The organism is Pseudozobellia thermophila, assembly GCF_900141855.1.
In the GTDB taxonomy this organism is placed as follows: Bacteria; Bacteroidota; Bacteroidia; order Flavobacteriales; family Flavobacteriaceae; genus Pseudozobellia; species Pseudozobellia thermophila.
This window is the reverse complement of the sequence record NZ_FQYU01000007.1, coordinates 92,060-114,331: the sequence shown is the minus strand read 5'-3', so window position 1 is coordinate 114,331 and position 22,272 is coordinate 92,060. Positions and strand designations below refer to the sequence as shown.

Here is a 22,272-nt window from a genome sequence, read left to right as displayed (position 1 = left end):
TAAAGATAAGGAGTAAAATTCATTACATTTGGCAAAATCAAGGATCTGTTATGTCAAATGAAATACGATGGGGCATTGTGGGGCCCGGACGAATAGCCCACAGTTTTGCCGACGATTTACGCCTGGTCGGGGGAGGGAGGCTTACCGCCGTCGCTTCGAGGGACCTGGGAAGGGCCAAGGATTTTGCGAAGGAATACGGGGCGGAGTCGAGCTATGGTTCTTATCGGGAAATTTTTGAATCGGATGCCGTCGATGCCTTATACATCGCTACGCCCCATACATCGCATTGCGAACTTTCCGTTCAGGCGATGAACCACGGGAAACATGTACTGTGCGAGAAACCGATGGGCGTCAATTTGCCGGAGGTTGAAAAAATGGTGGCGGCCGCCCAAGAAAACCAGGTTTTTCTGATGGAAGCCCTTTGGAGCCGTTTCAACCCGTCAATAGTCAAAGCAAAGCAACTGGTCGATGAGGGGGTGCTGGGCGATGTGTCGTACGTGAATGCCAATTTTGGATTTTATGCCTTGGACAGGGACAAAGAGGGAAGGTTGCTTAATCCCCGACTCGCTGGTGGGTCCCTGCTCGATATAGGCATTTACCCCATTTTTCTGGCCTATCTGTTATTGGGCAAACCGCAAAGAATAGAGGCCATATCGAAGTTCCATGCCACGGGGGTCGAGGCACAGACGGCCATGATTTTCGATTACCCCTATGCCCAGGCCGTATTGAGCAGTGGTTTGCGATCTAAGATAAGCATGAAGGCCGAGATAGCCGGAAGCAAGGGGTCGCTCTACTTGAAGGAAAGATGGCACGAAACCCAAGGCTATATGCTGGAGTTGAACGGGGACGAAGAGGCCTTTGACCTGCCCACTAAGGGAAGGGGGTACTCGCATGAAATCGAGGAGGTTCACGACTGTCTGAACAAGGGGCGCTTACAGAGCGAAAGATGGAGTTGGCGGAACAGTGTCGACTTAGCGACCCTGTTGGACGAGGTACGCCGCATTACGGGCGTAACCTTTCCTTTCGAGTAAAGCGGCATCTTTAATAACCGGATTCGGTTAAGGATTTCCTTTAAAATTACGATATTTGCAGCTATCTTTAATTGTTACCAAGAAAACTATGGGAATGAATAAAAATACCGTACTGGCATGGGCCACGTTTATTATGATTTTGGTAGGATTGGGATTAATAGCCTTAGGGGCGTTTCGCTATGATGATGTGGCTGGATGGGGCTTCGCCTCGGTTGGAATAGGCTTTTTCGCCATTGCTTGGGTATTTAATGCGCTGAAGGGGAGGGTCTAGTACCTCCCTGGTCTCCAGAAGCCCTTGTTGTACGTTTTCTTTATACTAAAACACTTAATCCTTAAACTATTATGTCCGACGATAAGAAAGTAATCTTCTCTATGTCCGGGGTGACCAAAACGTATAAAAATGCCAACACCCCGGTATTGAAAAATATATATCTAAGTTTTTTCTACGGTGCCAAAATCGGTATCCTGGGGCTTAACGGTTCGGGTAAATCGACCCTTTTGAAGATCATAGCCGGGGTCGACAAAAATTACCAAGGCGACGTGGTCTTTTCTCCCGGTTACCGTGTGGGCTACCTGGAGCAGGAACCGGAGCTCGACGAGAACAAAACGGTGCTTGAGGTCGTCAAGGAAGGGGTTGCCGAAACCGTGGCCATCCTTGACGAGTACAACAAGATAAACGACATGTTCGGTCTGCCCGAGGTTTATGAGGATGCCGATAAAATGCAGAAGCTGATGGACAAGCAGGCCCAGCTTCAGGATCAAATCGATGCCTCCAACGCATGGGAGCTCGATACCAAATTGGATATTGCCATGGATGCCCTTAGGACACCTGAGGCGGATAAAAAAATCGGGGTGCTCTCCGGGGGGGAGCGAAGAAGGGTGGCCCTTTGTCGCTTGTTGTTGCAAGAACCTGAAATCTTATTGCTCGACGAGCCTACCAACCACTTGGATGCCGAATCGGTACATTGGTTGGAACACCACTTGGCCCAATACAAGGGCACGGTCATCGCGGTTACCCACGATAGGTACTTCTTGGACAACGTGGCCGGTTGGATCTTGGAGCTCGACCGTGGCGAGGGTATCCCCTGGAAAGGCAACTATTCGAGTTGGTTGGACCAAAAGGCCAAACGTTTGGAGCAGGAGAGCAAAACCGCCTCGAAAAGGCAAAAGACCCTGGAGCGCGAGCTGGAATGGGTCCGTCAGGGACCAAAAGGACGCCAAACCAAACAAAAGGCAAGGCTGAAGAACTACGATAAATTGATGAGCCAAGACCAGAAACAACTGGACGAAAAGTTGGAAATCTATATCCCCAACGGTCCCCGTTTGGGAACCAATGTCATCGAGGCCAAGGGGGTGAGCAAGGCCTTTGGCGATAAATTGCTATACGAAGACCTTAATTTTAAACTGCCCCAAGCTGGTATAGTGGGCATTATCGGGCCGAACGGTGCCGGTAAGACTACCATCTTTAAGATGATCATGGGCGAGGAAACTCCCGATAAGGGGGAGTTTGTCGTCGGGGATACCGCCAAAATCGCCTATGTAGACCAAAGCCATAGCAACATCGACCCGGAAAAGACCATTTGGCAAAATTTCAGTGATGGGCAAGAGCTTATCATGATGGGAGGCAGGCAGGTGAATTCGCGGGCCTACTTGAGCCGCTTTAATTTTTCGGGAAGCGAGCAGAACAAAAAGGTGAGCATGTTGTCGGGTGGGGAACGAAACAGGTTGCACTTGGCCATGACCTTAAAGGAAGAGGGTAACGTATTGCTTTTGGACGAGCCTACCAACGATTTGGACGTGAATACCTTACGCGCCTTGGAGGAAGGCTTGGAGAACTTTGCGGGCTGTGCGGTCGTCATTTCCCACGACAGGTGGTTCCTAGACCGTATCTGTACCCATATACTGGCCTTTGAAGGCGATTCGCAAGTGTACTTCTTTGAGGGCTCGTTCTCCGATTACGAGGAGAATAAAAAGAAACGCCTGGGCGGCGATATCATGCCAAAACGCATTAAATACAAGAAACTGATCCGATAAAAAAAACTCCCGTCACCGTGACGGGAGTTTTTTTTCGGATATCGGCCGGTCATTACTGTTTCAGCGAATTTTGAACGGGTTGGGGTATCTGTCCCTCTATCTTTTCCCTGTCGCCGACCACGATCAAGGTCATATGTTCGGGTTTGATGTATTTTTGGGTCATTTCTTGCACCTTTTCAGGGGTCACCGCGTGCATGTTCGCCACCTTATTGGTGAGAAAAGACTCGTCGAGGTCGTGCGTGTCCAAAAATATCATTTGCCCGATAATGCCTTCGGGGGTCGAGTTTTGGAGGACATAGATTCCCGATTCATAATTGATGATCCCATCCATTTCCTCTTGGGAGGGCGGCTCGTTTTGAAGCCTTTCGATTTCCTTTTGTATTTCTATCAATGAAGCTCCCGTATGTTCCGTGGTTACATCGGCCGACTCGTACCAAATGCCACTTTTGTAATTGGAGGTCAAACTGCTGTACGGGGAATAGGTGTAGCCCTTGTCTTCCCTAATGTTACTTGTAATTCTGGAGGCAAAGGAACCTCCCAATATCGAATTGGTAACGTCTAGGGCGATGTAATCCTCGTGCGAGGGTCCGATTACCGGCAATCCGTAATAAATGGTGGATTGCGGCGCTCCCGGACGATCGATGATCTTTACTTGGTTCGATGTTACGGGCCGGGCCACATTGTAGTTGGCGGGTGTTCCCTTGCGCCAGTCGGAGAAAGCCTTTTCTACGGCCTCTTTTACGGCCTTTTTGTCAAAATTGCCCGCTACGTAAACGGTGGTCCGCAGGGCTCCGAAATGCGTGTCGTAAAACTGTTTGATGTCCTCGAGCGTATAGGAGTCGATCATTTCGTCGGTAGGATATATCCTGCCATAGGGGTGATCGGGGTATAGTTCGGCATAGAAGGCCCTTTGGGCCTGGGCCCTGGGCCTCGATAAGCGAACCGACAGGTCGCGTTTCATATCGGCCTTTAACCTATCCAATTCTTCGGCGGGGAACTTGGGGTTTTTTAGAACGTCGGCCATGAGGGCAATGGCCTGTGGCGTAAACTCGTATAATACCGAGCTGCTGATCGAAGAGGTGTGCAGCCCCACACCAATGTTCAGGTTGCCTCCCATGCTGGCCATTTCATCCGCAATTTGCTTTGCGGTCTTGCCCGTACTCCCTTCCTCCAATAGATCGGCGAGCAGGTCGCTTAACCAGATTTGGTCTTCTTTTTCGTCGATATTCCCGGTTTTTACACTAAATCGGATCGTGGCCTTGGGTATGGAACCGTAGGGCACCATCACCAAGGTCAGTCCATTGTCGAGGCGAACGACCTCTTTTTTGGGCAAGGAAAAGTCTTTGGGTTCCCCACCCTTGGGAGGTTGTTCCTTTTCTTGGGCCTGCAGTGAAAATGAAAGGAGGAATATAAGTAGGTAGGCGATTGAGATTCTCATAGTGAAGGTGTTTTTTCGTTATCTGCTAAAAGTGGGTTTACGGTGAGGATCGTTCTATTGGTATCGACCAAATAGGTGTCTATCGTCTCTTTGAGAAGTTCGGGTGTTACCTTCTTAAATTCGTCCTCCAATGTATTGATGCGATGGGGGTCGTCGTCAAAGAGGGCAAAGCTACAGAGCAGGTCGGCCCTCCCCAATCCAAAGGTCCCCCCAATATCATCGTAGAGCTGTGAGCGAAGTTTTACAATGGCCCGGTCTACGGCCTCCTGCGTAATCTCATTTTTTAATTGCCCCATCACTTCGTCGATGGCCTGTAAGACCTCTTCGCGCGAGGTTTGGGGGTCATAGGTAAGGTCGTACATCCAAAGCATGGGCCCTTTGTAATTGAACATATTGCCCAAATAATTGATTCCGCCACTTACGTTTGAGGTATATCCTTTCTCTTTTTCGAGTTTTTGGGCGAGCAAACTATTGTCCCCTTGGACCAAAATCTGATCTAAAAGCCCCATGGCATAGTATTCGGGGGTATTTCGTTCGGGCATGTGATAGGCCAGGGCCATGGCGGGCTTGTTGGCCAAAGAGTCGTTTTTTACAAACTCTTTCTGTTCCGTTTGTCTGGGTTCCGATATATCGGGTTGTTCGGGAAGTTCGGCTGCGGGAATGTTTGAAAAATACTTGGCTATCCAGGTCTTGGCCTCTTCCATATCAAAATCGCCCACTACCGATAGGGCGGCATTATTGGGGGCGTAATAGGTCTTGAAAAAACTTGCTACATCTTCGAGATTGGCGGCATCCAAATCTTTTAGGTCGCCATAAAAGTTATGCGCATTGTACCAGTTCGTATTGGCGTACTGCGGCATATCCAACCAAGGAAAGCCCCCATAGGGTTGGTTCAGCACATTGACTTTCACCTCGTTCTTTACAACTCCTTGTTGATTGGTGAGGTTGTCTTGTGTGATGTCCAACCCCCTCATCCTATCGGCTTCGGCCCAGAGCATGGTTTCGAGTTTGTGCGAGGGCACGATTTCAAAGTAGTTCGTAAAATCAAAACGGGTCGAACCGTTGAGGACGCCACCGTTTTGTTGGACGAGTTTTACAAATTCCATTTTGCCCAGGTTCTTCGAACCTTGGAACATCATATGCTCAAAGAGGTGGGCAAAACCCGTGCGGTCTTTCGGTTCGATCCGAAAACCGATGTTGTAATACACGGCAACAATGGCCGTAGGGGAGGTGTGGTCTTGTGACAGGATAACCTTTAAACCATTGTCCAACTTGTAATATTCTACCGGAACCTTAAACTGTGAGGTCTCGTTCGGCTTTTCTTTTTTTTCCTGCTTGCAACCGATGAATAAGCTGGCGCAAAGAAGGATGGGAAGCAGTTTTGCTCTAATTTTCATAAGGTTGTTTTTTAGTTTTTGTTGATTGTTCCGGATTGCTTTTTTTTGAAAAAGTGCGTAAGTCCGTAGGGTGTTTCCTGGCCTAGTAATCCTCCTTGGGATACCAGTCCAGTTGAACGACCTCGATATCGGGATTGCCGGCGTTCACCAATTCCTTGAACTTGGCCACATCGCTGACATCGGGTTTTCCCCGGTAATGATATGGGTATACTTGCTTGGGTTGGAAGGCGAGAACGGCGTCGGCGGCACTTTCCGGGGTCATCGTATAGGGCAGGTTCATACAAACGAATGCCTTGTCAATGTTTTCGAGGCTGCGCATTTCGGGGATGTCTTCCGTATCCCCTGAAAAATAGATGCGTTCGCCGCCCATGTCCAATACATAGCCGTTGCCCCTTCCTTTTTCGTGAAATTGCTTGGCCTCTTCCCTCAGGTTGTACATCGGAACGGCCTCGACCCGTATGCCGAAACGCTCTTTTGTGTCCCCGTTGTCGAGCACATCGATTTGGGGGGTGAACTCTTTGGGCATCCTATCGGCCACGGCCTGGGGCATCATCAGCTTTGCCTTCTTCGTGTTCAGGGCTTCCAAGGTTTCAAGACTCAGGTGGTCGCCGTGAATATCGGTAATTAGGATGAGGTCGGGGTCTTTTTGGCCCCCAAAGGCTTCCGCACCCCCCACAGGGTCTATATAGACGGTAATGTTTTTCCATTCCAGTACGGCCGAGGCGTGTTCGATCGGAATGATCTTTACCTGGGTTTCCCGGGGGGTGTTCTGCTCATCGCTTTGGTGCAAAACACTGCTTGCTTCGGAATTTGCTACCGAAGCCCCTTCCTTCTTGGCTTCCTTGCATGCCAGTAGCATGACCGTGCAGCTAAGGGCGTAAATTATCGATTTTCCCATGTTTCTATGTTATTGATTGATTTCCTGTCCGATTTCGATACCTTGGGGTTCAGGTTCAGTTCCATTTTGATGTTGCTCCGTTTGTAATCGGAATGTTTTTCCATTTCGACTTCCTTGAACCCGTACTTCCTATAAATATGTAGGGCCTTGTCCAGCGTCCTGTTCGAATAGAGAATTACTTTGTTACTCCCCTGTTTTTTGGCAAAGTCGATGGCAAAGGACAACATCTCCTGCCCGATTTTCCTTCCCTGAAAGGCCCGGGTCACGGCCATCTTGCCAAGCTCGTAATTGTTGTTTTCAAGGGCAAGCAGGGCAAAACATCCAACGATCGTCCCGCCGTATCGGGCAAAAAAAATAAAGCCTCCTTTGTCAATAATGGCTTCCTTGCTGTTTTCTATAACTTCCATGTCCTTCGCTTCCACCTCGAAATAGGTGTTGATCCATTCCAAGGTAAGGTCTTTAAAAACAGGGCTTAGCGTTGGGTTGAAAGGGATAATGTCGAGGCTCATCTGCACAATACGGATTTACGTGTTCTTAAAGTTAGAATATTGATGGCTCTTTATAAGGATAATCTTTCATTTTTTTTTACCAAAAAATCTAAAAATAAAATCTTAACGTATATAGGTTGATACAAACAAACATCTTTTAAGAAATTAATTTAAACATTATGACTGAAACAAAAAGTAATAACGGGTTAAAGGTACTTGCCGGCCTGCTAGGGGTGGTGCTATTGGGTACCATTATCTATACGGTTAGTCTTTACCAAGAGAAGAAGAAGAATGAGGCCGTTTTGATGGAGGAGAAGCAGTTGGTTGTTGAAGATTTGAACAGTTTGAAGTCTGAATATGACAAGGCAATTTTGGAGAGCAACGCTACCAATGAGGAATTGGTTACCGCTCGCGATAACATTGCAAAGTATATTGATTCGGTAAAGAGCATGAAGGCCGATATTTCCACATTGTCGCGTTACAGAAGACAGGTAAGCGTTTTGAAAAAGGAGCGGGAGCAATTGTTGAAACAGGTCGATTCCCTTACCAAGAGCAATGCTTTTATCGCCATGCAGCGCGATAGTACCTACACCGAGCTCGAGAAGCAGACCATGTTCAACGATTCATTGGTCGTACAGAATACCCAATTGGCCGATGTCGTCGAAAAAGGTTCGGCCTTGAACTTGTCCAAATTTAGCGTAGATGCCGTCAAGGAACGTTCAAGTGGTAAATTGGTCTCTACATCGAGGGCCAAAAGAACCGATAAATTCAAGATTTGTTTCACCGTGGCCGACAACTTGATTGCCGAGGCCGGCGACAGGGAGTTCTTTATCGAAGTGCTTGATCCACAAGGAAACATTCTTGGCGAGAGCTACTCCAAATCAAACGATTCGGGAGCTTCCATTACCTACAGCAAGGGTACTAGTTTTTATTACGAGAACAAGTCGCTTGATGTTTGTGACTATATCAGCAAACCTGCGGGCGATTTCCAGGAAGGCAACTACATGGTAAATGTATACGACGACCGATTGAAGTTGTTGGGTACTTCCAAGTTTGCCCTAAAATAAATAAGTTTATAAACACTATCCATTAAAACCGAAAAGGGACAATCTTCTGATTGTCCCTTTTTTATTTGTTCCTGGTCCCTTTCCTGCTTTATTTCAGGCTGCCGACCATATCCTCGGGTTTAACCCATTCGTCGTATTCCTCTGCCGTTACATAGCCCAGGTTAATGGCCTCTTCTTTTAAGGTGGTGCCGTTTTTATGGGCCGTATTGGCTATTTCCGCGGCCTTGTAGTAACCGATTTTGGTGTTTAGGGCCGTTACCAGCATCAACGAGTTGTTGAGCAATTGCTTGATTACCTCGTGGTTGGGTGTTATGCCCGAAGCGCAATTGATGTCGAAACTCACGCAAGCATGTCCCAAAAGTTCGGCAGATTGCAAAATGTTGGCCGCCATCATGGGTTTGAACACGTTTAGTTCGTAATGGCCTTGGGTGCCGCCAACCGAAATGGCCACATCGTTGCCCATTACCTGCGCACATACCATGGTAAGGGCCTCGCACTGTGTCGGGTTCACCTTACCGGGCATGATGGAGCTGCCGGGCTCGTTGGCGGGAATGATTATCTCGCCGATACCCGAGCGGGGGCCCGAGGCCATCATTCGGATGTCGTTCGCAATTTTATTCAAAGAAACGGCGAGTTGCTTTAAGGCCCCATGGCTTTCTACGATGGCATCGTGGGCGGCAAGTGCCTCAAATTTGTTTTCGGCCGTTTTGAAGGGAAGACCGGTAAACTCGGAAATATACTTGGCGACCAACACGTCATAGCCTGCAGGGGTGTTCAGCCCGGTGCCAACGGCGGTACCTCCAAGGGCCAGTTCACTTAGGTGGTCCAGTGTATTTTTAAGAGCCTTTAGACCGTGGTCCAACTGGGACACATAGCCCGAAAACTCTTGGCCCAAGGTCAGGGGAGTGGCATCCATTAGATGGGTTCTGCCTATTTTGACCACATCGGCAAACTCCTTCGATTTTTGCGCAAGGGTGTCACGTAACTGTTCGATTCCGGGAATGGTGGTTCCTACGATCTTTTTATAGGCGGCAATGTGCATGCCTGTAGGAAAGGTATCGTTAGACGATTGCGATTTGTTTACGTCGTCATTGGGCTGAATGGTCTTTTCGCCCTCCCCGATCTTATTGCCGGCAATTTCGTGGGCCCGGTTGGCGATCACCTCGTTGACGTTCATATTGCTTTGGGTACCCGAACCGGTTTGCCAAATGACCAGGGGAAATTGATCGTCGTGCTTTCCTTCCAGAATTTCATCGCATACTTGGGCGATCAAATCCCTTTTTTCCTTGGATAGGACACCGAGCTCGCAATTTGCATAGGCCGCGGCCTTTTTGAGGTAGGCAAAACCATACACTATATCCAAGGGCATGGAGGCCGATGGACCTATTTTGAAGTTGTTTCGGGAGCGTTCGGTCTGGGCCCCCCAATATTTGTCGGCGGGCACCTCTACCTGCCCCATGGTGTCTTTTTCTATTCTGAATTTCATTTTGATAATATTTCGTTATTGAAATCGCACAAACAAAGGTAGGACATAGCGTATTTATTTCCATCCGTGGTATATGAAAATTTAAATTTTAGGACGGATTGGATTTTTTTTAGGTTATCACTTGCAATTCTCATGCTTTCTCAAGTATCTTTGTACAGCAAAATTTTATAAATGGAATTTGATCAATACCTCGGATTTTTAGCATTTTTGACCATCTTGACCATAGGATTTTGGTTGATGATTTTTTTATTGACTTTCGTTGTACCCTATTGGTTGGGCGGAAACCTTATCGAACTTTACAAGGAGTGGAGGGAAAAGAAAAAGGCAAGTCGTAGCGCCTAGGTTTTTATCCACGATATAAATCATATAAAAAAAAAAAAAAGGAACGCATTTTGGCGTTCCTTTTTTTTTGTGTGTTAGCCCCAAGAACCTACGTTCTTAGGGGGGAGGGGCTTCTAGCCTTCCATATCTTCGTCCCCACCGTCGTCATTGCCGCCGCGGCCGTTTCCATTGCGTTCCTTGGGTTGATTGAAGCGGTAGACAAAGGATAGCCTGAACGATCGTTTTCTCCACTGGAACTCGCTACGCGAAGTGAAAAAATCGGTTTCGGTATAGGATTCGCGTTTAAATGAATTCAACAAATCGCTGACGTTCAGCGAAACGGTGCCGTTATCCTTCATGATATCCTTGCTAAAGGCCAAGTCGATACGGAAGAGTCCATCGCTTTCCGTTTGTGAGTTTTGGCTAGGCCCTCGGTAAAAGGCGTTGGTCTGCCATTCGATCTTCTTCGGCAAGGAAACCTTGGAGCTAAACCGACCAAACCAACTGGTGTTGTCGGCCCCGTAATCCACGCCGTCGTAAACCCCTTCCTTGTCAAACTTGAAGACGTTAACACTGCTGTTCAAGCGCAACCATTTGGCCGGATTGTAAAGAATACCGGCCTCGGCCCCGTACCTGTTTTCGGTAGATAGGTTGATGGGGAGGGTCCGGATAATATCGATTCCATCGGTGGTCGTTTGCCCTGTGGACTGCTGGACCCGTTCAAAAGAGTCCGTTTCCCTTTGATAGTATATAGACGACGTCAGGGTCAACTTGTCCCATCGTTTGAGATAGCCGAGGTCAAAGGTATTGGAGAAGGCAGGGTTCAGGTCGGGGTTTCCTTGAAATATGTTCGTTCTGCTCGAACGCGAGGGGAAGGGATTGATATAGAAACCACGAGGCCTGTTTATTCGGCGGTTATAGCCCAGGGAAATGCTTTGCATACCTTCTTCATCCAGCTCATAGATCAAATTTACGGTAGGGAAGAGTCCTAGATAATTCTTGTCAAAATTGGCGTCTACGGCGACACCGAGGTCTTCCTCCAGTTCACTGGCATCGTATTCCGATTCCAGTTGCCCCTTTAGTTGCGTGTTCTCGAGGCGTAGGCCCAATAAAAAGGAGAAATTCCCGAACTTATTACCGTACTGGGAGTAAAGCGCATGCACGTTTTCGTCGTACGTAAACTTGTTGGTGAGGTCCTTGTTTGTATTGAACAGCCCGGTACTTTGGTCGAGCGAATCGAGTCTATAGTCGGTGATGTTTTCCTCGAGATTGCCACGATAGCCAATTTCAAACTGCGATTCGCCCATGGGCAATACGTAATCGGCCTGAATCAGGTACTCGTTTTCCACTTCGTTCTCGTAGATGTTCTCCAAGGCGATCAACTGGTCGCTGGGCAGGGTTTGGCGCTCTTCAATGATCGACGGTTTTGTTTCGTCTGACTTGGAGTATTGAAAATCTACCGTCAGTTTTTGGCCGTCGTCGTCCAGGTTGTTTTCATAGTTTAACGCCACTTGGTAGTCGTTGTCGTCCTCGACCTCGCTCTCTTCGCGAAAGGTGTTGTCGGCCAATTGGTTCAAATTGTAGCGCTCATTTGTATTTTCGGTCAAATCCTCATCCTTTGATAGGCGGTAGAAGGCGCTTGCCGTAATCGATGACTGGTCATTGATAAAATATTGGATGCCCAAATTGGTATTCAGGGATTTGTCGAGCCTGTTATAAATCCTGTCCTCGATGATCCTGTCGTAACTTCCGGAGGAGTAGGTGTTGTCAAAATAGGCGCTTCCCGGGGAATCGCGATAACGGACACCCGTGGTGTTGAAGATGTTGAACTTATCGGTTCTCATGTTGATGTTGGCCGTAAGGCCGCTGTTGGCCGGATATCCGATATATGTGTTCACCGAACCGTTGAGGCCCAAGGTTTTTTCCCTTTTGAGCACAATGTTCAAGATGCCTGCCGTTCCCTCCGCATCGTACCTGGCGGAAGGACTGGTAATGACCTCTACCTTTTCAATGGCGTCGGCGGGCAATTGCTGCAAGGCATCCGTAGAGCCAAACCCGGCCAAGGCCGAAGGTTTCCCGTTGATCAATATTCTAACGTTTTCGTTACCCCTTAAACTGATGGCGCCCTCCACATCGACATCTACCGAGGGTACGTTGTTGAGGGCATCGCTAATGGTGGCGCCGCTCGTGGTAATGTCTTTGCCTATGTTGTAAATTCGTTTGTCGAGTCGGACCTCGACCGTGGTCTTTTCGCCGACCACTTCAACCCCTTCGAGTTCGGCCGCCGCTATTTCGAGATAGACGGTACCTATATCGGTAGATCGGTCGAATGAGGTTTGGGGAAGTTTATAGGTCTTATAGCCGATGTATTCTATAGAGGCGTTGTATTGGCCACCGGGCACTTCTACGTTGAATTTACCGTCGATATCGGTAATGCCCCCGCTGATCTTCGACGGGTCTTGTATACTTTGCAACACCAGTGTGGCGTATTCCAAGGGGGTACCTGTTTCCTTGTCTATGACTGTTCCTGAAATTTTAATGGATTCTTTTGCCTTTCCTTGCGGTCTTTGGGAGAACGTGTTGGTGGTAATAATGGTAAGGGCTAGTAGGAACAGTTTTTTCATGTTTGGTCTTTGTTTTTCTTCTTTTTACGTTTTTTCTCTTTTTTCTTCTCCTTTTGGGCTTTTTGAATGCCCTTTTTTTGCATTTCGACGAAAGCCTCGTATTTCTCCAAGGGCAATCCCGCCTTAAGCTCCTCGTCTTGGGCCTTCGTAATCTTTTCCATGCCCTCGCGCATCTGTTCCGGACTCAACTCCAGGATTTGCATCTCGATGCGCTTCTGAACGTATTTTTTTAGAATGGAGCTCAGTACGGCGCTCTCGAATTCATTGAGTTCCAATGTTTCCGAAATCTTGGGCATCTCGGCATCGACGATCTGCTCGGCCGTTTTGGGCTCGGGCTCCTTGGGCGTTTGCTCTACCTGTGGAATGGCATTTCGTTGCCTTCCATAGCCATAGCCATAACCGCTTCCGTAACCGTAGCCGTATTGGGCCTGTAATTCGGCCCCGCCAAGGACCATTGCAAAAAATAAGAGCGTATAGTTGATATAGTTGTTCATGACGATATCGGTTTATTAGATTAAAATATTGTTTGAAGGTTTAACCGGTCAAGGTTAAAGCTTTGTTAAATTAAATGAACAACAAATGTACCAAATATTTAGGGCGAACCTTATTATTTTGTTACTTGCCTAATTAAGTGCAAACGAAATACACGGCTATGGGTGTGGAAGCCTGGTTATTCGGAAAGAATTTCCGTGATGCGTTCCGGGGGCCTGCCGATCACGGCCTTGTTGCCCTTTACGACAATAGGGCGCTCGATCAATTTGGGGTGCTCGACCATGGCATCGAGTATGTCTTCGTCGGAGAGCAACCGGCCCCTGTACTTTTCTTTCCAAACGGCCTCGTTCTTTCTTACCAACATTTCGGGGGTGATGCCCAAACAACTTATGATTTGGCGTAAGTCTTCCTTTGTGGGCACCTCTTCCAAATATTTGACCACCTCGTAATCTTGTCCTGATTTTTCGACCAGTCCCAAACCTTCCCTCGATTTTCTACAGCGGGGATTGTGATATATTTTAATCATCGTGTTTTTGTTAAGTAATTCTGAAATCCTTAATTGGCTTATTCTTCTTCTTTTTGGCCCATCATCATCAAATAGGCCTTGAGAAAGGCATCGATATCGCCGTCCATTACGGAGTCGACATTGCCCGTTTCTTCACCGGTACGTACATCTTTTACCAGTTTGTAGGGGTGCATGACATAGTTTCTGATCTGCGATCCCCATTCGATCTTCATTTTAGAGGATTCGATCTCGTTTCGGGCCTCCATTTTCTTTCGCAGCTCTATTTCGTACAGCTGCGATTTTAGCATTTTCATCGCTGTGGCCCGGTTGTCGTGTTGACTTCGCGAATCGGAACAGGAAATCTGTATGCCCGTAGGATGGTGTACCAATTGTACCTTGGTCTCCACTTTGTTTACGTTCTGTCCGCCGGCACCACTCGAACGGGCCGTGGTTATGGTAATGTCGGCCGGATTCACTTCGATTTCAATACTGTCGTCGACTAGGGGGTAGACATAAACCGATGCAAACGAGGTATGGCGTTTCGCATTGCTGTCGAACGGCGATATTCGCACCAACCTGTGCACACCGTTCTCGCCCTTTAACCAGCCAAAGGCGTAGTCGCCATCGATTTCGAGGGTAACGGTCTTTATGCCCGCAACATCGCCTTCCTGATAGTTCAGCTCCTTGACCTTATAGCCGTTTTTGTCGGCCCACATCATGTACATCCGCATAAGCATGGAGGCCCAATCGCAGCTTTCGGTGCCACCGGCGCCCGCGGTTATCTGTAAGACGGCAGGCAGCTCGTCGCCCTCTTCCGAGAGCATGTTCTTGAACTCCAGCTTCTCGATTTGGTCGAGAGCCTTTTCGTACTGGCTTTGTACCTCTTCCTCGGTAACATCCCCTTCCTGCAAAAATTCAAGCAGCACTTCGAGGTCTCCTACCAAGGTTTGGGCGGCATTGTAGTCGTCTACCCACTGTTTCTTTGACTGAATGAACTTCATATGGGCCTGGGCTTCCTGGGGATTGTCCCAAAAATCGGGAGCCAAGGTCTTTTCTTGTTCGTTCTCTATTTCAATAAGTTTCGCATCGACGTCAAAGATACCTCCTTAACGCACCAAGGCGATCCTGAAGACCTTTGAACAGGTCAGTGGTTATTATCATCGTATTTTGTTTTTCATGCAAAAATAATACTCTTTTTTGTCTCTTATGCAGTAAATGGTCGAATGTTGGCACGGGCATATGTACCGCGATCGGCATTAGGCCTTTAGGGCTGGGGCCCCTTGGATGTCATTGTTGGTTTTGCCCGTTCACCTGCACCGAGTGGACGGTCTTGTTCTTGCCGGCCGTGTAGACAATTCCTTTTAAAGGGGAGCAATCGACATAGTCCTTGCCGTGTGCTACCTTTATGTGGTTGGTATCGGCCAAGATATCGTTGGTCGGGTCAAAACCTATCCAGCCTACGTAGGGCACATAGGCTTCTGCCCAGGCGTGCATCTGCGAATCGCCAAAATAGCCGTTGCCCTGGTGTAAATACCCCGATACATAACGGGCGGGAATTCCGTTGGCCCGGGCCAGGGCGCAAAACAAATGGGTGAAGTCTTGGCAAACCCCTTTGCGTATTTCGAGTACCTCTTTCAATGTGGTATGCACATCGGTGGCGTGGGCATCGAACTGAATGTGCTTGTAAGTGAATTGGTTAAGGGCCAAGAGGTTGTCGAAGATCGACTTGTCCTTATCGAATTCGAACAAGCCCTTTTTTTCGTTCGGAACCGAGGTGAAGACCGTCGTTTTTAAATGGGCATCGAAATCGACCTTAAAATCGAGTTCCTGAATTTTGGCGTATGACTTTACCCTGTCGACTTCGGGTTTAAAATCGAAGGGATTGATCTTTTTCTTTATCAACTTGAAATTGGCCTCAAAGGTAATCTCCTTAAACCTGTCCTTTGGGTGTACCCGAATGGTCTTAAAACCGTATCCGTTGATGGAGAACTCGTGCCTGGCGTTTATGGAGTTGTTAAAATCGACACCTATAAATTGTTGGGAGTCGTTCTCTTCGGGAACGACCAGAAATTGCCAATATGCCTCGTGTACCCATTCCTCGTATGTATTTTCGGCCTTATAGGTAATGAAATATTCTAATGACATAGTTTGTTTATCAAGGGGTTACGGTCAATTTTTGGCGCCCGGGAGCCATTGGTGGTTGGCATAGGGGAAAGGGCTTAATAGCTGAAAAATTCCTTTTCCATTTTCTGGCTGATCTCATAAAGGCGGTCCAAGGTCTTGTTGATTATGGATTGTATGTCGTTTTCTATTTCGGCTATGCTTTTGAATTCGTAATCGGCCCGCACCTTGCCCACCAAAAAAGCCGTAGAGTCCTTATCGGGCCTTTTGCCGTGATCTAGGATCTTTATGTGCTTGTACACTTGGTTCAAACTGTTCATTATGGATCGCGGGCAATCGGGGTTTAGGATCAAAAACTCCAAGGTAGTGATACTATTCGGGGTTTTTTTATAAAATCTGCGCATCATGTCGTACGACTCCGTACATTTTAAAAGGGTGGTCCATTCAAAACTGTTCTTGAATTTGTCGCCATAACTGCCCTGGGCCTTTTGGGCGTCGATAAATTTGGCGTTTATTATACGGATGATCTGGGTGGCCCGTTCGATGTTGCCCCCCATCATTATTATGGCATAAATTTCATCGTGCATCAGGGTGCTGCGCACCTTGCCCCTGAGAATGGACGACATTTCGGTGACGTTCAGGGTAAAGTCGTGAAGTCCGTTCTTTGTATATACCTGGGCGTCGTAGTTCGATATAAAATGGAAGAATTTGTTGATCGATTCGTAGAGTTCCGTAGAGATCAAGTCCCTGGCACTATTGGCGTTCTCGCGCGAATTTCTAACGTTGTTGATGATCGATGAGGGGTAATTGGGGTCGAGGCCAATCTTGTAAAGGACCTCTTCTTCATTGAGGAGAACGGATTCATCGTCTATGGGGGACCCCACCATGGTCAACATGGAGCGCAAAACGAATTGCCTGGATTGGGATAGTTGGTTGGGGGCATCGAGGGATGAAAAATAGTTGACCCTGAGGTATCGGGCAATGTGTTCTGAACGTTCTATATATCGGCCCATCCAGAACAGGTTATTGGCGACGCGTGCAAGCATAGATATCTTTTATGTGTTGGTTTTTGTTTAATTGGGTCGAACAATCGATTGGAGGATGTCCAATACCTTATTGGGGTTTTAAGACCCAAGTATCCTTTGATCCCCCACCTTGGGATGAATTGACGATCAAATTGCCCTTTTTAAGGGCCACCCGGGTCAAGCCCCCTTTAAGTACAAACTCTTTGTCCTTTCCCAGTACCGTAAAGGTCCTTAGGTCGACATGGCGCTGTTCGAAAGATTCGTTTTTGTCGATATAGGTCGGGTGTACCGAAAGCGATAAAATGGGTTGGGCCACGTATTTCCGGGGATTGGATTGAACCTCTGCCTTTACCCTTTCAACCTCCTTCGAGCTCAATCGGTTTCCGATGGAAATGCCATACCCACCGGCTTCGTCTACCGGTTTGATGACCAGTTCCCTTATATGTTCCAGAACGTACTTTAGTTCTTTGGGCCTACTGCAGTGGTAGGTGTGAACGTTGTTGAGAATGGGCTCTTCATTGAGGTAATATCGAATGATCTCGGGCATATAGGTATAAATGGCCTTGTCGTCGGCAACCCCCGTGCCGGGTGCGTTGGCCAAGGTTACGTTGCCCTTTTTGTAAGCGGCGAAGAGTCCGGGCACGCCCAATGTGGAATCAGGTCTAAATTCCAGGGGGTCGATAAAGGCATCGTCGATCCTTCGGTAAATGATATCCACCTTTTGGGGGCCTTGAATGGTTTTCATATAAACGAAGTCGTTTTCGACAAAGAGGTCGCGCCCCTCTACAAGTTCGACACCCATGGTCTTGGCCAGATACGAGTGTTCGTAAAAGGCCGAATTGTACATGCCCGGGGTAATCACGACGACATTGGGGGCGTCGACACCATTGGGTTTTACCGTTTCGAGTAAGTCGAGGAGGTTTTCGGCATAATTGGTTACCGAATAGGTCTTATAATGGTTGAAAACACCAAAAAGTGCCCTTTTTAAGGCCGTGCGGTTGCAGATTACATAACTGACCCCGCTCGGGCATCTAATATTGTCTTCCAAAACGTAATATTGGCCGTCGTTGTGCTTGATGACATCCGTTCCGGAGATGTGGTTGTAAATTCCGCCCGGGGGGTCGATGTTTGTCATTTGGTCCAAGTAATTGGTCGACGAGCTGATGAGTTCCATGGGAACGACCTTTTGCCTTATTATCTTTTTGTCGTGATAGATGTCCCATAAGAACAGGTTGAGCGCCCGGCTGCGTTGTATGGCCCCCGATTCGATGATGGCCCACTCTTCAGGAGGTATAATGCGCGGAAAGAGGTCGAACGGAAATATTTTTTCCTTGGTTTTCTTTTTATCGTATACCTGAAAGGTAATCCCCTGGTTAAAAAATGATGCCTTGGCCTTTTCGTTCAAATTGACAAAATCGCTGATCGAATGTTCCCCGTAAAGATTGAAAAGCTTGGAATACACTTCCTTTACCTGTCCTTTTTTGTCATAGATTTCGTCATAGAGAACGGGGTTTCTCTTGTAGGAAGAAAAAATCTGGTTCTTGAGGTTTTCCATACGTCTGTTTCTTTGTACTTAAGGTACTGGTTTTTAAGGTGTTTTCAAGGGGAAATAATGTAATAATCCGAAAGAAAAATTGTCTTTTCGATAAAAAGGGCGGGTTTTATTTGTCAAATGCTGTACGAAAAATGCATAAAGTATCTTGTTTTTATCATATTTATCTACTTTTGAACCTTCGTGTTTCATGCCGTACGACTGGCGGTAAAGTGTAGGGAATTAGTGAACAATACTTAATATAATAGCATGAAGATCAACCTTATAAGCGATACGGTCACCCAACCTACTCCGGCCATGTTAAAAGCCATGGTCGACGCCCAGGTGGGCGACGATGTGTTTAAGGAAGACCCGACCGTAAATGCTCTCGAGGAAAAAGTGGCCCAAATGTTCGGAAAAGAAGGCGCATTGTTTTTTCCGTCGGGAACGATGGCCAACCAAACGGGAATTAAATTGCACACCCGCCCCGGGGAGCAGTTGATATGCGACAAATATGCACATGTTTATAACTACGAAGGGGGAGGGGTAAGTTTTAACAGTGGCGTATCGTGTAGGCTGGTCGACGGAACAAGGGGGATGGTCACGGCCGATCAGGTAGAGGAGGCCATTAATCCGCCCGATTTTTACCACAGTCCGTTGACCTCCTTGGTCTGTATCGAGAACACAACGAACAAAGGGGGAGGGGCCTGCTGGGATATCGGCGAATTGAAGCGGATCAAAGCGGTTTGTGAAAAACACGGTTTGGCCTATCACCTGGATGGCGCCCGTTTGTGGAACGCCTTGGTCGCAAAGAAGGAAGATCCCTTGGCCTACGGAGCCCTTTTCGATACAATCAGTGTTTGTTTGAGCAAGGGTTTGGGCTGTCCTGTAGGGTCGGTCTTGGTAGGAAGCAGGGAACTTATGGACCAAGCCCTTCGTATACGCAAGGTCCTTGGCGGTGGTATGCGCCAGGCAGGCTTTCTGGCCGCGGCGGGTATTTATGCCTTGGACCATCATGTGGGGCGTTTGGCCGAAGATCACCAAAAGGCACGCGAAATAGGGGAGGTGCTGCAAGGGTTGGCCTACATCGAGCATATCGAGCCCATTGAGACGAACATCATCATTTTTGAAATCGACGAAAAAAAGATGGCGGGTGGCCGCTTTGTCGAAAAGCTGAAGGAGAAAAACGTGCACCTGATCGGTATGGGACAGGGAAAACTTAGGATCGTTACCCATTTGGATTATACCGATGCCATGCACGAAAGGTTTCTACAGATTCTAAAAGCGCTTTGACGATCTAGTCGCCTTCGGCTTCAAGGGCGCCCAGGACCTTTGCAAGGTTCTTGATGCCGTTTTCCATACCGGCCTCCGAACCGTACGATAGACTGTGGGCCATTACCCGTCCGTTGTGGTCCTTTACCCCAAAAAGAAATCGCCCGTCGTGGTTGGTGGTCCGTTCGATACTGCTATTTGCCAAGGGCATGGAGCGCAATCGCGCTATGGCCTGTTGCATGGTGCTTTTATCCGTAAAAGTTACGCTTTTGAGTATGGTGGTCCCGTTGGGGGCGGTAATTGAAAAGTGGTAGCCGTTATCGTCGAAATAAGTTTTTACCATGGGTGTTTTTCTTTGCTACTAAATTTAGGGCTTTTTCAAACAACATTTTTAGGTAGAGCACCAGGGTGTGCCATGTCGGTATGGGCTTATGGTGGTATTTTCTGGATAAAATAAGGCCGTTTATCGGATTTTATAGTAGTTAACAAGAATAATCTTGTTAAAAATTATTAAAATATTATTTTGTTGACAACTATAAATTTTAAACATTAACCACATTATGAGAAAGTTTCTTTTTTCACTGGCCGTATTATCGGCCACATGGGGCTATGCCCAAGATTTACCGAGCAATCCCGAACCGGGAAAATGTTATGTTCGATGTACTACCCCCGATGTTTATGTAAACGAAAGTGTTACGGTGACCATCAAGCCAGGGTATAGTGTATTGAAAATTATTCCCGCGACCTACAAAACCGTTACGGAACGGGTTTTGGTCAAGGAGGAAAGTAAGAAGTTGCGTATCGTTCCCGAGGAGTGGGGTACCGAAAAGGTAGCCTATGTGTCAAAGGAGGGTGCCCATACCTTGGGTGTTGTCCCGGCAAGTTTCGGTAGGGGCTCGGAAACCATCGAGGTGAAACCGGCCTATGCCCAATGGGAGCTGGGTGCCGCGGCCCCGGATTGTGATTCGGGTAACCCCGATGACTGCCGGTACTGGTGCTATAAGGGCTACCCCGCCGAATTCCAGACCATAGAAACGGCAACCTTGGAGAGTGCGGCGCGCACTTCAAAGACGCCGGTTCCCGAGAAAACGGCAACTTATACCAAAAGGGTCTTGGTCTCTCCCGCCAAAGTGGTCGAAGAAGTGGTTCCGGCCGTATACGAAGAAATAACCAGAACCGTACTGGACAAGGATGCGTATACCGTTGAGGAGGCCGTTCCACCGGTAACAAAAACCTACACCAAGGAAGTTCTAAAGGAAAAGGGAGGGCTTACCACTTGGAAGGAAGTGGAATGTTCCTTGGTGACCTATCAGGCACTTCCCATTAACTGGAACCTAGGCAGTGCCACCCTGACCCCGCAGGCCAAGGGTATAATCGATACTCGGTTGTTGCCCGTATTGGCCCAAAACCCCGGAGTCAAGGTGGAGCTGGCGTCGCATACCGATTCCCAAGGAGGCGCCTCGTCCAATCAAGAGCTATCCGAACGCAGGGCAAAGGCGGTAGCGCAATACCTGATTTCAAAAGGGATCAATTCGAGCCTGTTGGTGGCCAATGGCTATGGGGAAACAAAGCTAAAGAACCGATGTAAGGACGGAGTTTCCTGTACGTCGCGGGAGCACGCCGTCAATAGAAGGACGGAGTTCAGGCTCATAAACAACTGATGCCTTGCCAAAAGAAAAAAGCAAAGGGCCTTTCGGGGCCCTTTGTTTGTTTATTTGTTCTTTTCCAAAAACTTCAAGTGATAGCCGATTTCCCCGGTCATCCCGTACCCTGAATAGTTGTCCAGCACCTTGCCTTTGGCGTTGAGAACGGTGAGCAGGGGAAAAACCTTTTTTTTGTTCAGGCCGATCAACAGTTTCTGGTTGTGTCTCCACTGTTCGGCGTCCAGTAAATCCCTGTTTCGGGGGATGTCGACATACAGGAGAACATAATCTTGTGCCAGTTCGGCAAATTCGGGCGTATCAAATAGGTCGCGTTTCAGCATTTTACACGGGGGGCACCAGTCACTTCCGGTAAAATAGACCAGAACATTTTTGTTTTCCTTTTTTGATAGCGTTATCGCTTCGTCATAGCTCGTTAACCATGGTAGGGCCGTACTGCTTTCAGATTGGCCAAGCATAAAAAAGGGCAGGATAAAAAAAAGCAGTGGTTTCATCAGGTGTCGTTCAATGTTCTAGGCCGGGTAATTCGTACCGCCCTTATTTGAATAACGAATCCATCCCCGGAATATTGGGCATGCCCTCCTTGGCGACTGCGGCCAGTTCGGTCTCGTTGACCCGGGTGGCCTTTTCTATGGCCTTGTTCACGGTCAATACCAGGTAGTCTTCGAGTTGTTCCTTGTCCTGTAAAAGACTATCGTCGATCTTGATTTCCTTGACCTCTCGGTTGGCGGTAATGTTCACCTGTACCAAACCTTCGGGCGAAGTTTCCTCCAGTGTTACCGTATCCAACCGTTTTTTGGTTGCTTCGACCTTTTGTTGGGCCTCCTTTAGCTTGCCCATCATACCCATCATATCTCCAAACATAAATTTTGATCTTTTTA

The 22,272-nt window shown here is 47.8% G+C and carries 22 protein-coding genes; 7 read left to right on the top strand and 15 right to left on the bottom strand.

The features are described from left to right. Positions 1-50: 50 nt before the first annotated feature. From BUB37_RS16135 to ettA, 3 genes are all read left to right on the top strand, one after another. On the top strand, positions 51-1,031 hold the full coding sequence (locus BUB37_RS16135; RefSeq protein ID WP_072994857.1) for a Gfo/Idh/MocA family protein: 981 nt from the start codon (positions 51-53) through the stop codon (positions 1,029-1,031). Positions 1,032-1,119: 88 nt separating this feature from the next. Beyond that, positions 1,120-1,302 carry a CAL67264 family membrane protein gene (locus BUB37_RS16130; protein ID WP_072994856.1) on the top strand — a complete coding sequence of 61 codons (183 nt, stop codon included), beginning with the start codon at positions 1,120-1,122 and terminating at the stop codon, positions 1,300-1,302. 71 nt (positions 1,303-1,373) lie between these two features. Continuing rightward, the gene (gene ettA / locus BUB37_RS16125) at positions 1,374-3,065 is read left to right on the top strand and encodes an energy-dependent translational throttle protein EttA (RefSeq protein ID WP_072994855.1); all 1,692 of its coding nucleotides are present in this window, start codon (positions 1,374-1,376) and stop codon (positions 3,063-3,065) included. A 52-nt stretch (positions 3,066-3,117) separates the two neighbouring features. Here ettA and BUB37_RS16120 read toward each other — a convergent pair whose 3' ends face one another. The 4 genes from BUB37_RS16120 to BUB37_RS16105 form a co-directional block, all read right to left on the bottom strand. Then, positions 3,118-4,503 carry a M16 family metallopeptidase gene (locus BUB37_RS16120; RefSeq protein WP_072994854.1) on the bottom strand — a complete coding sequence of 462 codons (1,386 nt, stop codon included), beginning with the start codon at positions 4,501-4,503 and terminating at the stop codon, positions 3,118-3,120. Next, positions 4,500-5,900, bottom strand: a complete 1,401-nt coding sequence (locus BUB37_RS16115; RefSeq protein WP_094766769.1) for a M16 family metallopeptidase — start codon at positions 5,898-5,900, stop codon at positions 4,500-4,502. The genes BUB37_RS16120 and BUB37_RS16115 overlap by 4 nt, the downstream gene beginning before the upstream one ends. A gap of 82 nt (positions 5,901-5,982) precedes the next feature. Next, complete coding sequence (locus BUB37_RS16110; protein ID WP_072994853.1) at positions 5,983-6,798, bottom strand: MBL fold metallo-hydrolase; 816 nt, start codon at positions 6,796-6,798, stop codon at positions 5,983-5,985. Then, on the bottom strand, positions 6,783-7,307 hold the full coding sequence (locus tag BUB37_RS16105; protein WP_072994852.1) for a GNAT family N-acetyltransferase: 525 nt from the start codon (positions 7,305-7,307) through the stop codon (positions 6,783-6,785). Before BUB37_RS16105 ends, BUB37_RS16110 begins: the two co-directional genes overlap by 16 nt. A gap of 158 nt (positions 7,308-7,465) precedes the next feature. Between BUB37_RS16105 and BUB37_RS16100 the strand changes: the two genes are divergently transcribed. After that, positions 7,466-8,353, top strand: a complete 888-nt coding sequence (locus tag BUB37_RS16100) for a hypothetical protein (protein ID WP_072994851.1) — start codon at positions 7,466-7,468, stop codon at positions 8,351-8,353. An 88-nt stretch (positions 8,354-8,441) separates the two neighbouring features. Here the strand turns inward: BUB37_RS16100 and fumC are convergent, their stop codons facing one another. Continuing rightward, positions 8,442-9,839, bottom strand: coding sequence for a class II fumarate hydratase (gene fumC, locus BUB37_RS16095; protein WP_072994850.1), 1,398 nt, complete (start codon positions 9,837-9,839; stop codon positions 8,442-8,444). A gap of 171 nt (positions 9,840-10,010) precedes the next feature. Here fumC and BUB37_RS21665 point away from each other — a divergent pair, with 171 nt between their 5' ends. Then, positions 10,011-10,181: a hypothetical protein gene (locus tag BUB37_RS21665; protein WP_094766768.1), complete on the top strand. Its 171-nt coding sequence runs from the start codon at positions 10,011-10,013 to the stop codon at positions 10,179-10,181. Positions 10,182-10,294: 113 nt separating this feature from the next. Here the strand turns inward: BUB37_RS21665 and BUB37_RS16090 are convergent, their stop codons facing one another. From BUB37_RS16090 to BUB37_RS16060, 7 genes are all read right to left on the bottom strand, one after another. Then, positions 10,295-12,784 carry a TonB-dependent receptor gene (locus BUB37_RS16090; RefSeq protein ID WP_072994849.1) on the bottom strand — a complete coding sequence of 830 codons (2,490 nt, stop codon included), beginning with the start codon at positions 12,782-12,784 and terminating at the stop codon, positions 10,295-10,297. Further along, on the bottom strand, positions 12,781-13,278 hold the full coding sequence (locus tag BUB37_RS16085; RefSeq protein ID WP_072994848.1) for a hypothetical protein: 498 nt from the start codon (positions 13,276-13,278) through the stop codon (positions 12,781-12,783). Before BUB37_RS16085 ends, BUB37_RS16090 begins: the two co-directional genes overlap by 4 nt. 176 nt (positions 13,279-13,454) lie before the next feature. Then, complete coding sequence (gene arsC, locus BUB37_RS16080) at positions 13,455-13,802, bottom strand: arsenate reductase (glutaredoxin) (protein WP_072994847.1); 348 nt, start codon at positions 13,800-13,802, stop codon at positions 13,455-13,457. Positions 13,803-13,840: 38 nt separating this feature from the next. Then, positions 13,841-14,939 (bottom strand): peptide chain release factor 2 gene (gene prfB / locus BUB37_RS16075; RefSeq protein WP_139278126.1). Its coding sequence is split into 2 segments (ribosomal slippage): positions 13,841-14,875 and positions 14,877-14,939, totalling 1,098 coding nucleotides; the frame shifts between segments, so codons are not numbered across the junction. 129 nt (positions 14,940-15,068) lie between these two features. Continuing rightward, positions 15,069-15,926, bottom strand: coding sequence for a transglutaminase-like domain-containing protein (locus tag BUB37_RS16070; protein ID WP_072994846.1), 858 nt, complete (start codon positions 15,924-15,926; stop codon positions 15,069-15,071). Positions 15,927-16,000: 74 nt separating this feature from the next. Further along, the gene (locus BUB37_RS16065) at positions 16,001-16,948 is read right to left on the bottom strand and encodes an alpha-E domain-containing protein (protein ID WP_072994845.1); all 948 of its coding nucleotides are present in this window, start codon (positions 16,946-16,948) and stop codon (positions 16,001-16,003) included. A gap of 67 nt (positions 16,949-17,015) precedes the next feature. After that, positions 17,016-18,482: a circularly permuted type 2 ATP-grasp protein gene (locus tag BUB37_RS16060; protein ID WP_072994844.1), complete on the bottom strand. Its 1,467-nt coding sequence runs from the start codon at positions 18,480-18,482 to the stop codon at positions 17,016-17,018. A 246-nt stretch (positions 18,483-18,728) separates the two neighbouring features. Between BUB37_RS16060 and BUB37_RS16055 the strand changes: the two genes are divergently transcribed. Further along, positions 18,729-19,751, top strand: coding sequence for a threonine aldolase family protein (locus tag BUB37_RS16055; protein ID WP_072994843.1), 1,023 nt, complete (start codon positions 18,729-18,731; stop codon positions 19,749-19,751). 4 nt (positions 19,752-19,755) lie between these two features. Here BUB37_RS16055 and BUB37_RS16050 read toward each other — a convergent pair whose 3' ends face one another. Continuing rightward, positions 19,756-20,073: a YegP family protein gene (locus tag BUB37_RS16050; protein WP_072994842.1), complete on the bottom strand. Its 318-nt coding sequence runs from the start codon at positions 20,071-20,073 to the stop codon at positions 19,756-19,758. 217 nt (positions 20,074-20,290) lie between these two features. On the opposite strand from BUB37_RS16050, the gene BUB37_RS16045 reads away from it, so the two are divergent. Beyond that, entirely contained in the window at positions 20,291-21,391 is a 1,101-nt protein-coding gene (locus tag BUB37_RS16045) for an OmpA family protein (protein ID WP_072994841.1), read from the top strand. 50 nt (positions 21,392-21,441) lie between these two features. Here BUB37_RS16045 and BUB37_RS16040 read toward each other — a convergent pair whose 3' ends face one another. Together BUB37_RS16040 and BUB37_RS16035 are read right to left on the bottom strand one after the other, a co-directional pair. Continuing rightward, positions 21,442-21,885, bottom strand: coding sequence for a thioredoxin family protein (locus tag BUB37_RS16040; RefSeq protein ID WP_072994840.1), 444 nt, complete (start codon positions 21,883-21,885; stop codon positions 21,442-21,444). Positions 21,886-21,928: 43 nt separating this feature from the next. Beyond that, the gene (locus BUB37_RS16035; protein ID WP_072994839.1) at positions 21,929-22,255 is read right to left on the bottom strand and encodes a YbaB/EbfC family nucleoid-associated protein; all 327 of its coding nucleotides are present in this window, start codon (positions 22,253-22,255) and stop codon (positions 21,929-21,931) included. Between the last annotated feature and the right edge of the window lie 17 nt (positions 22,256-22,272).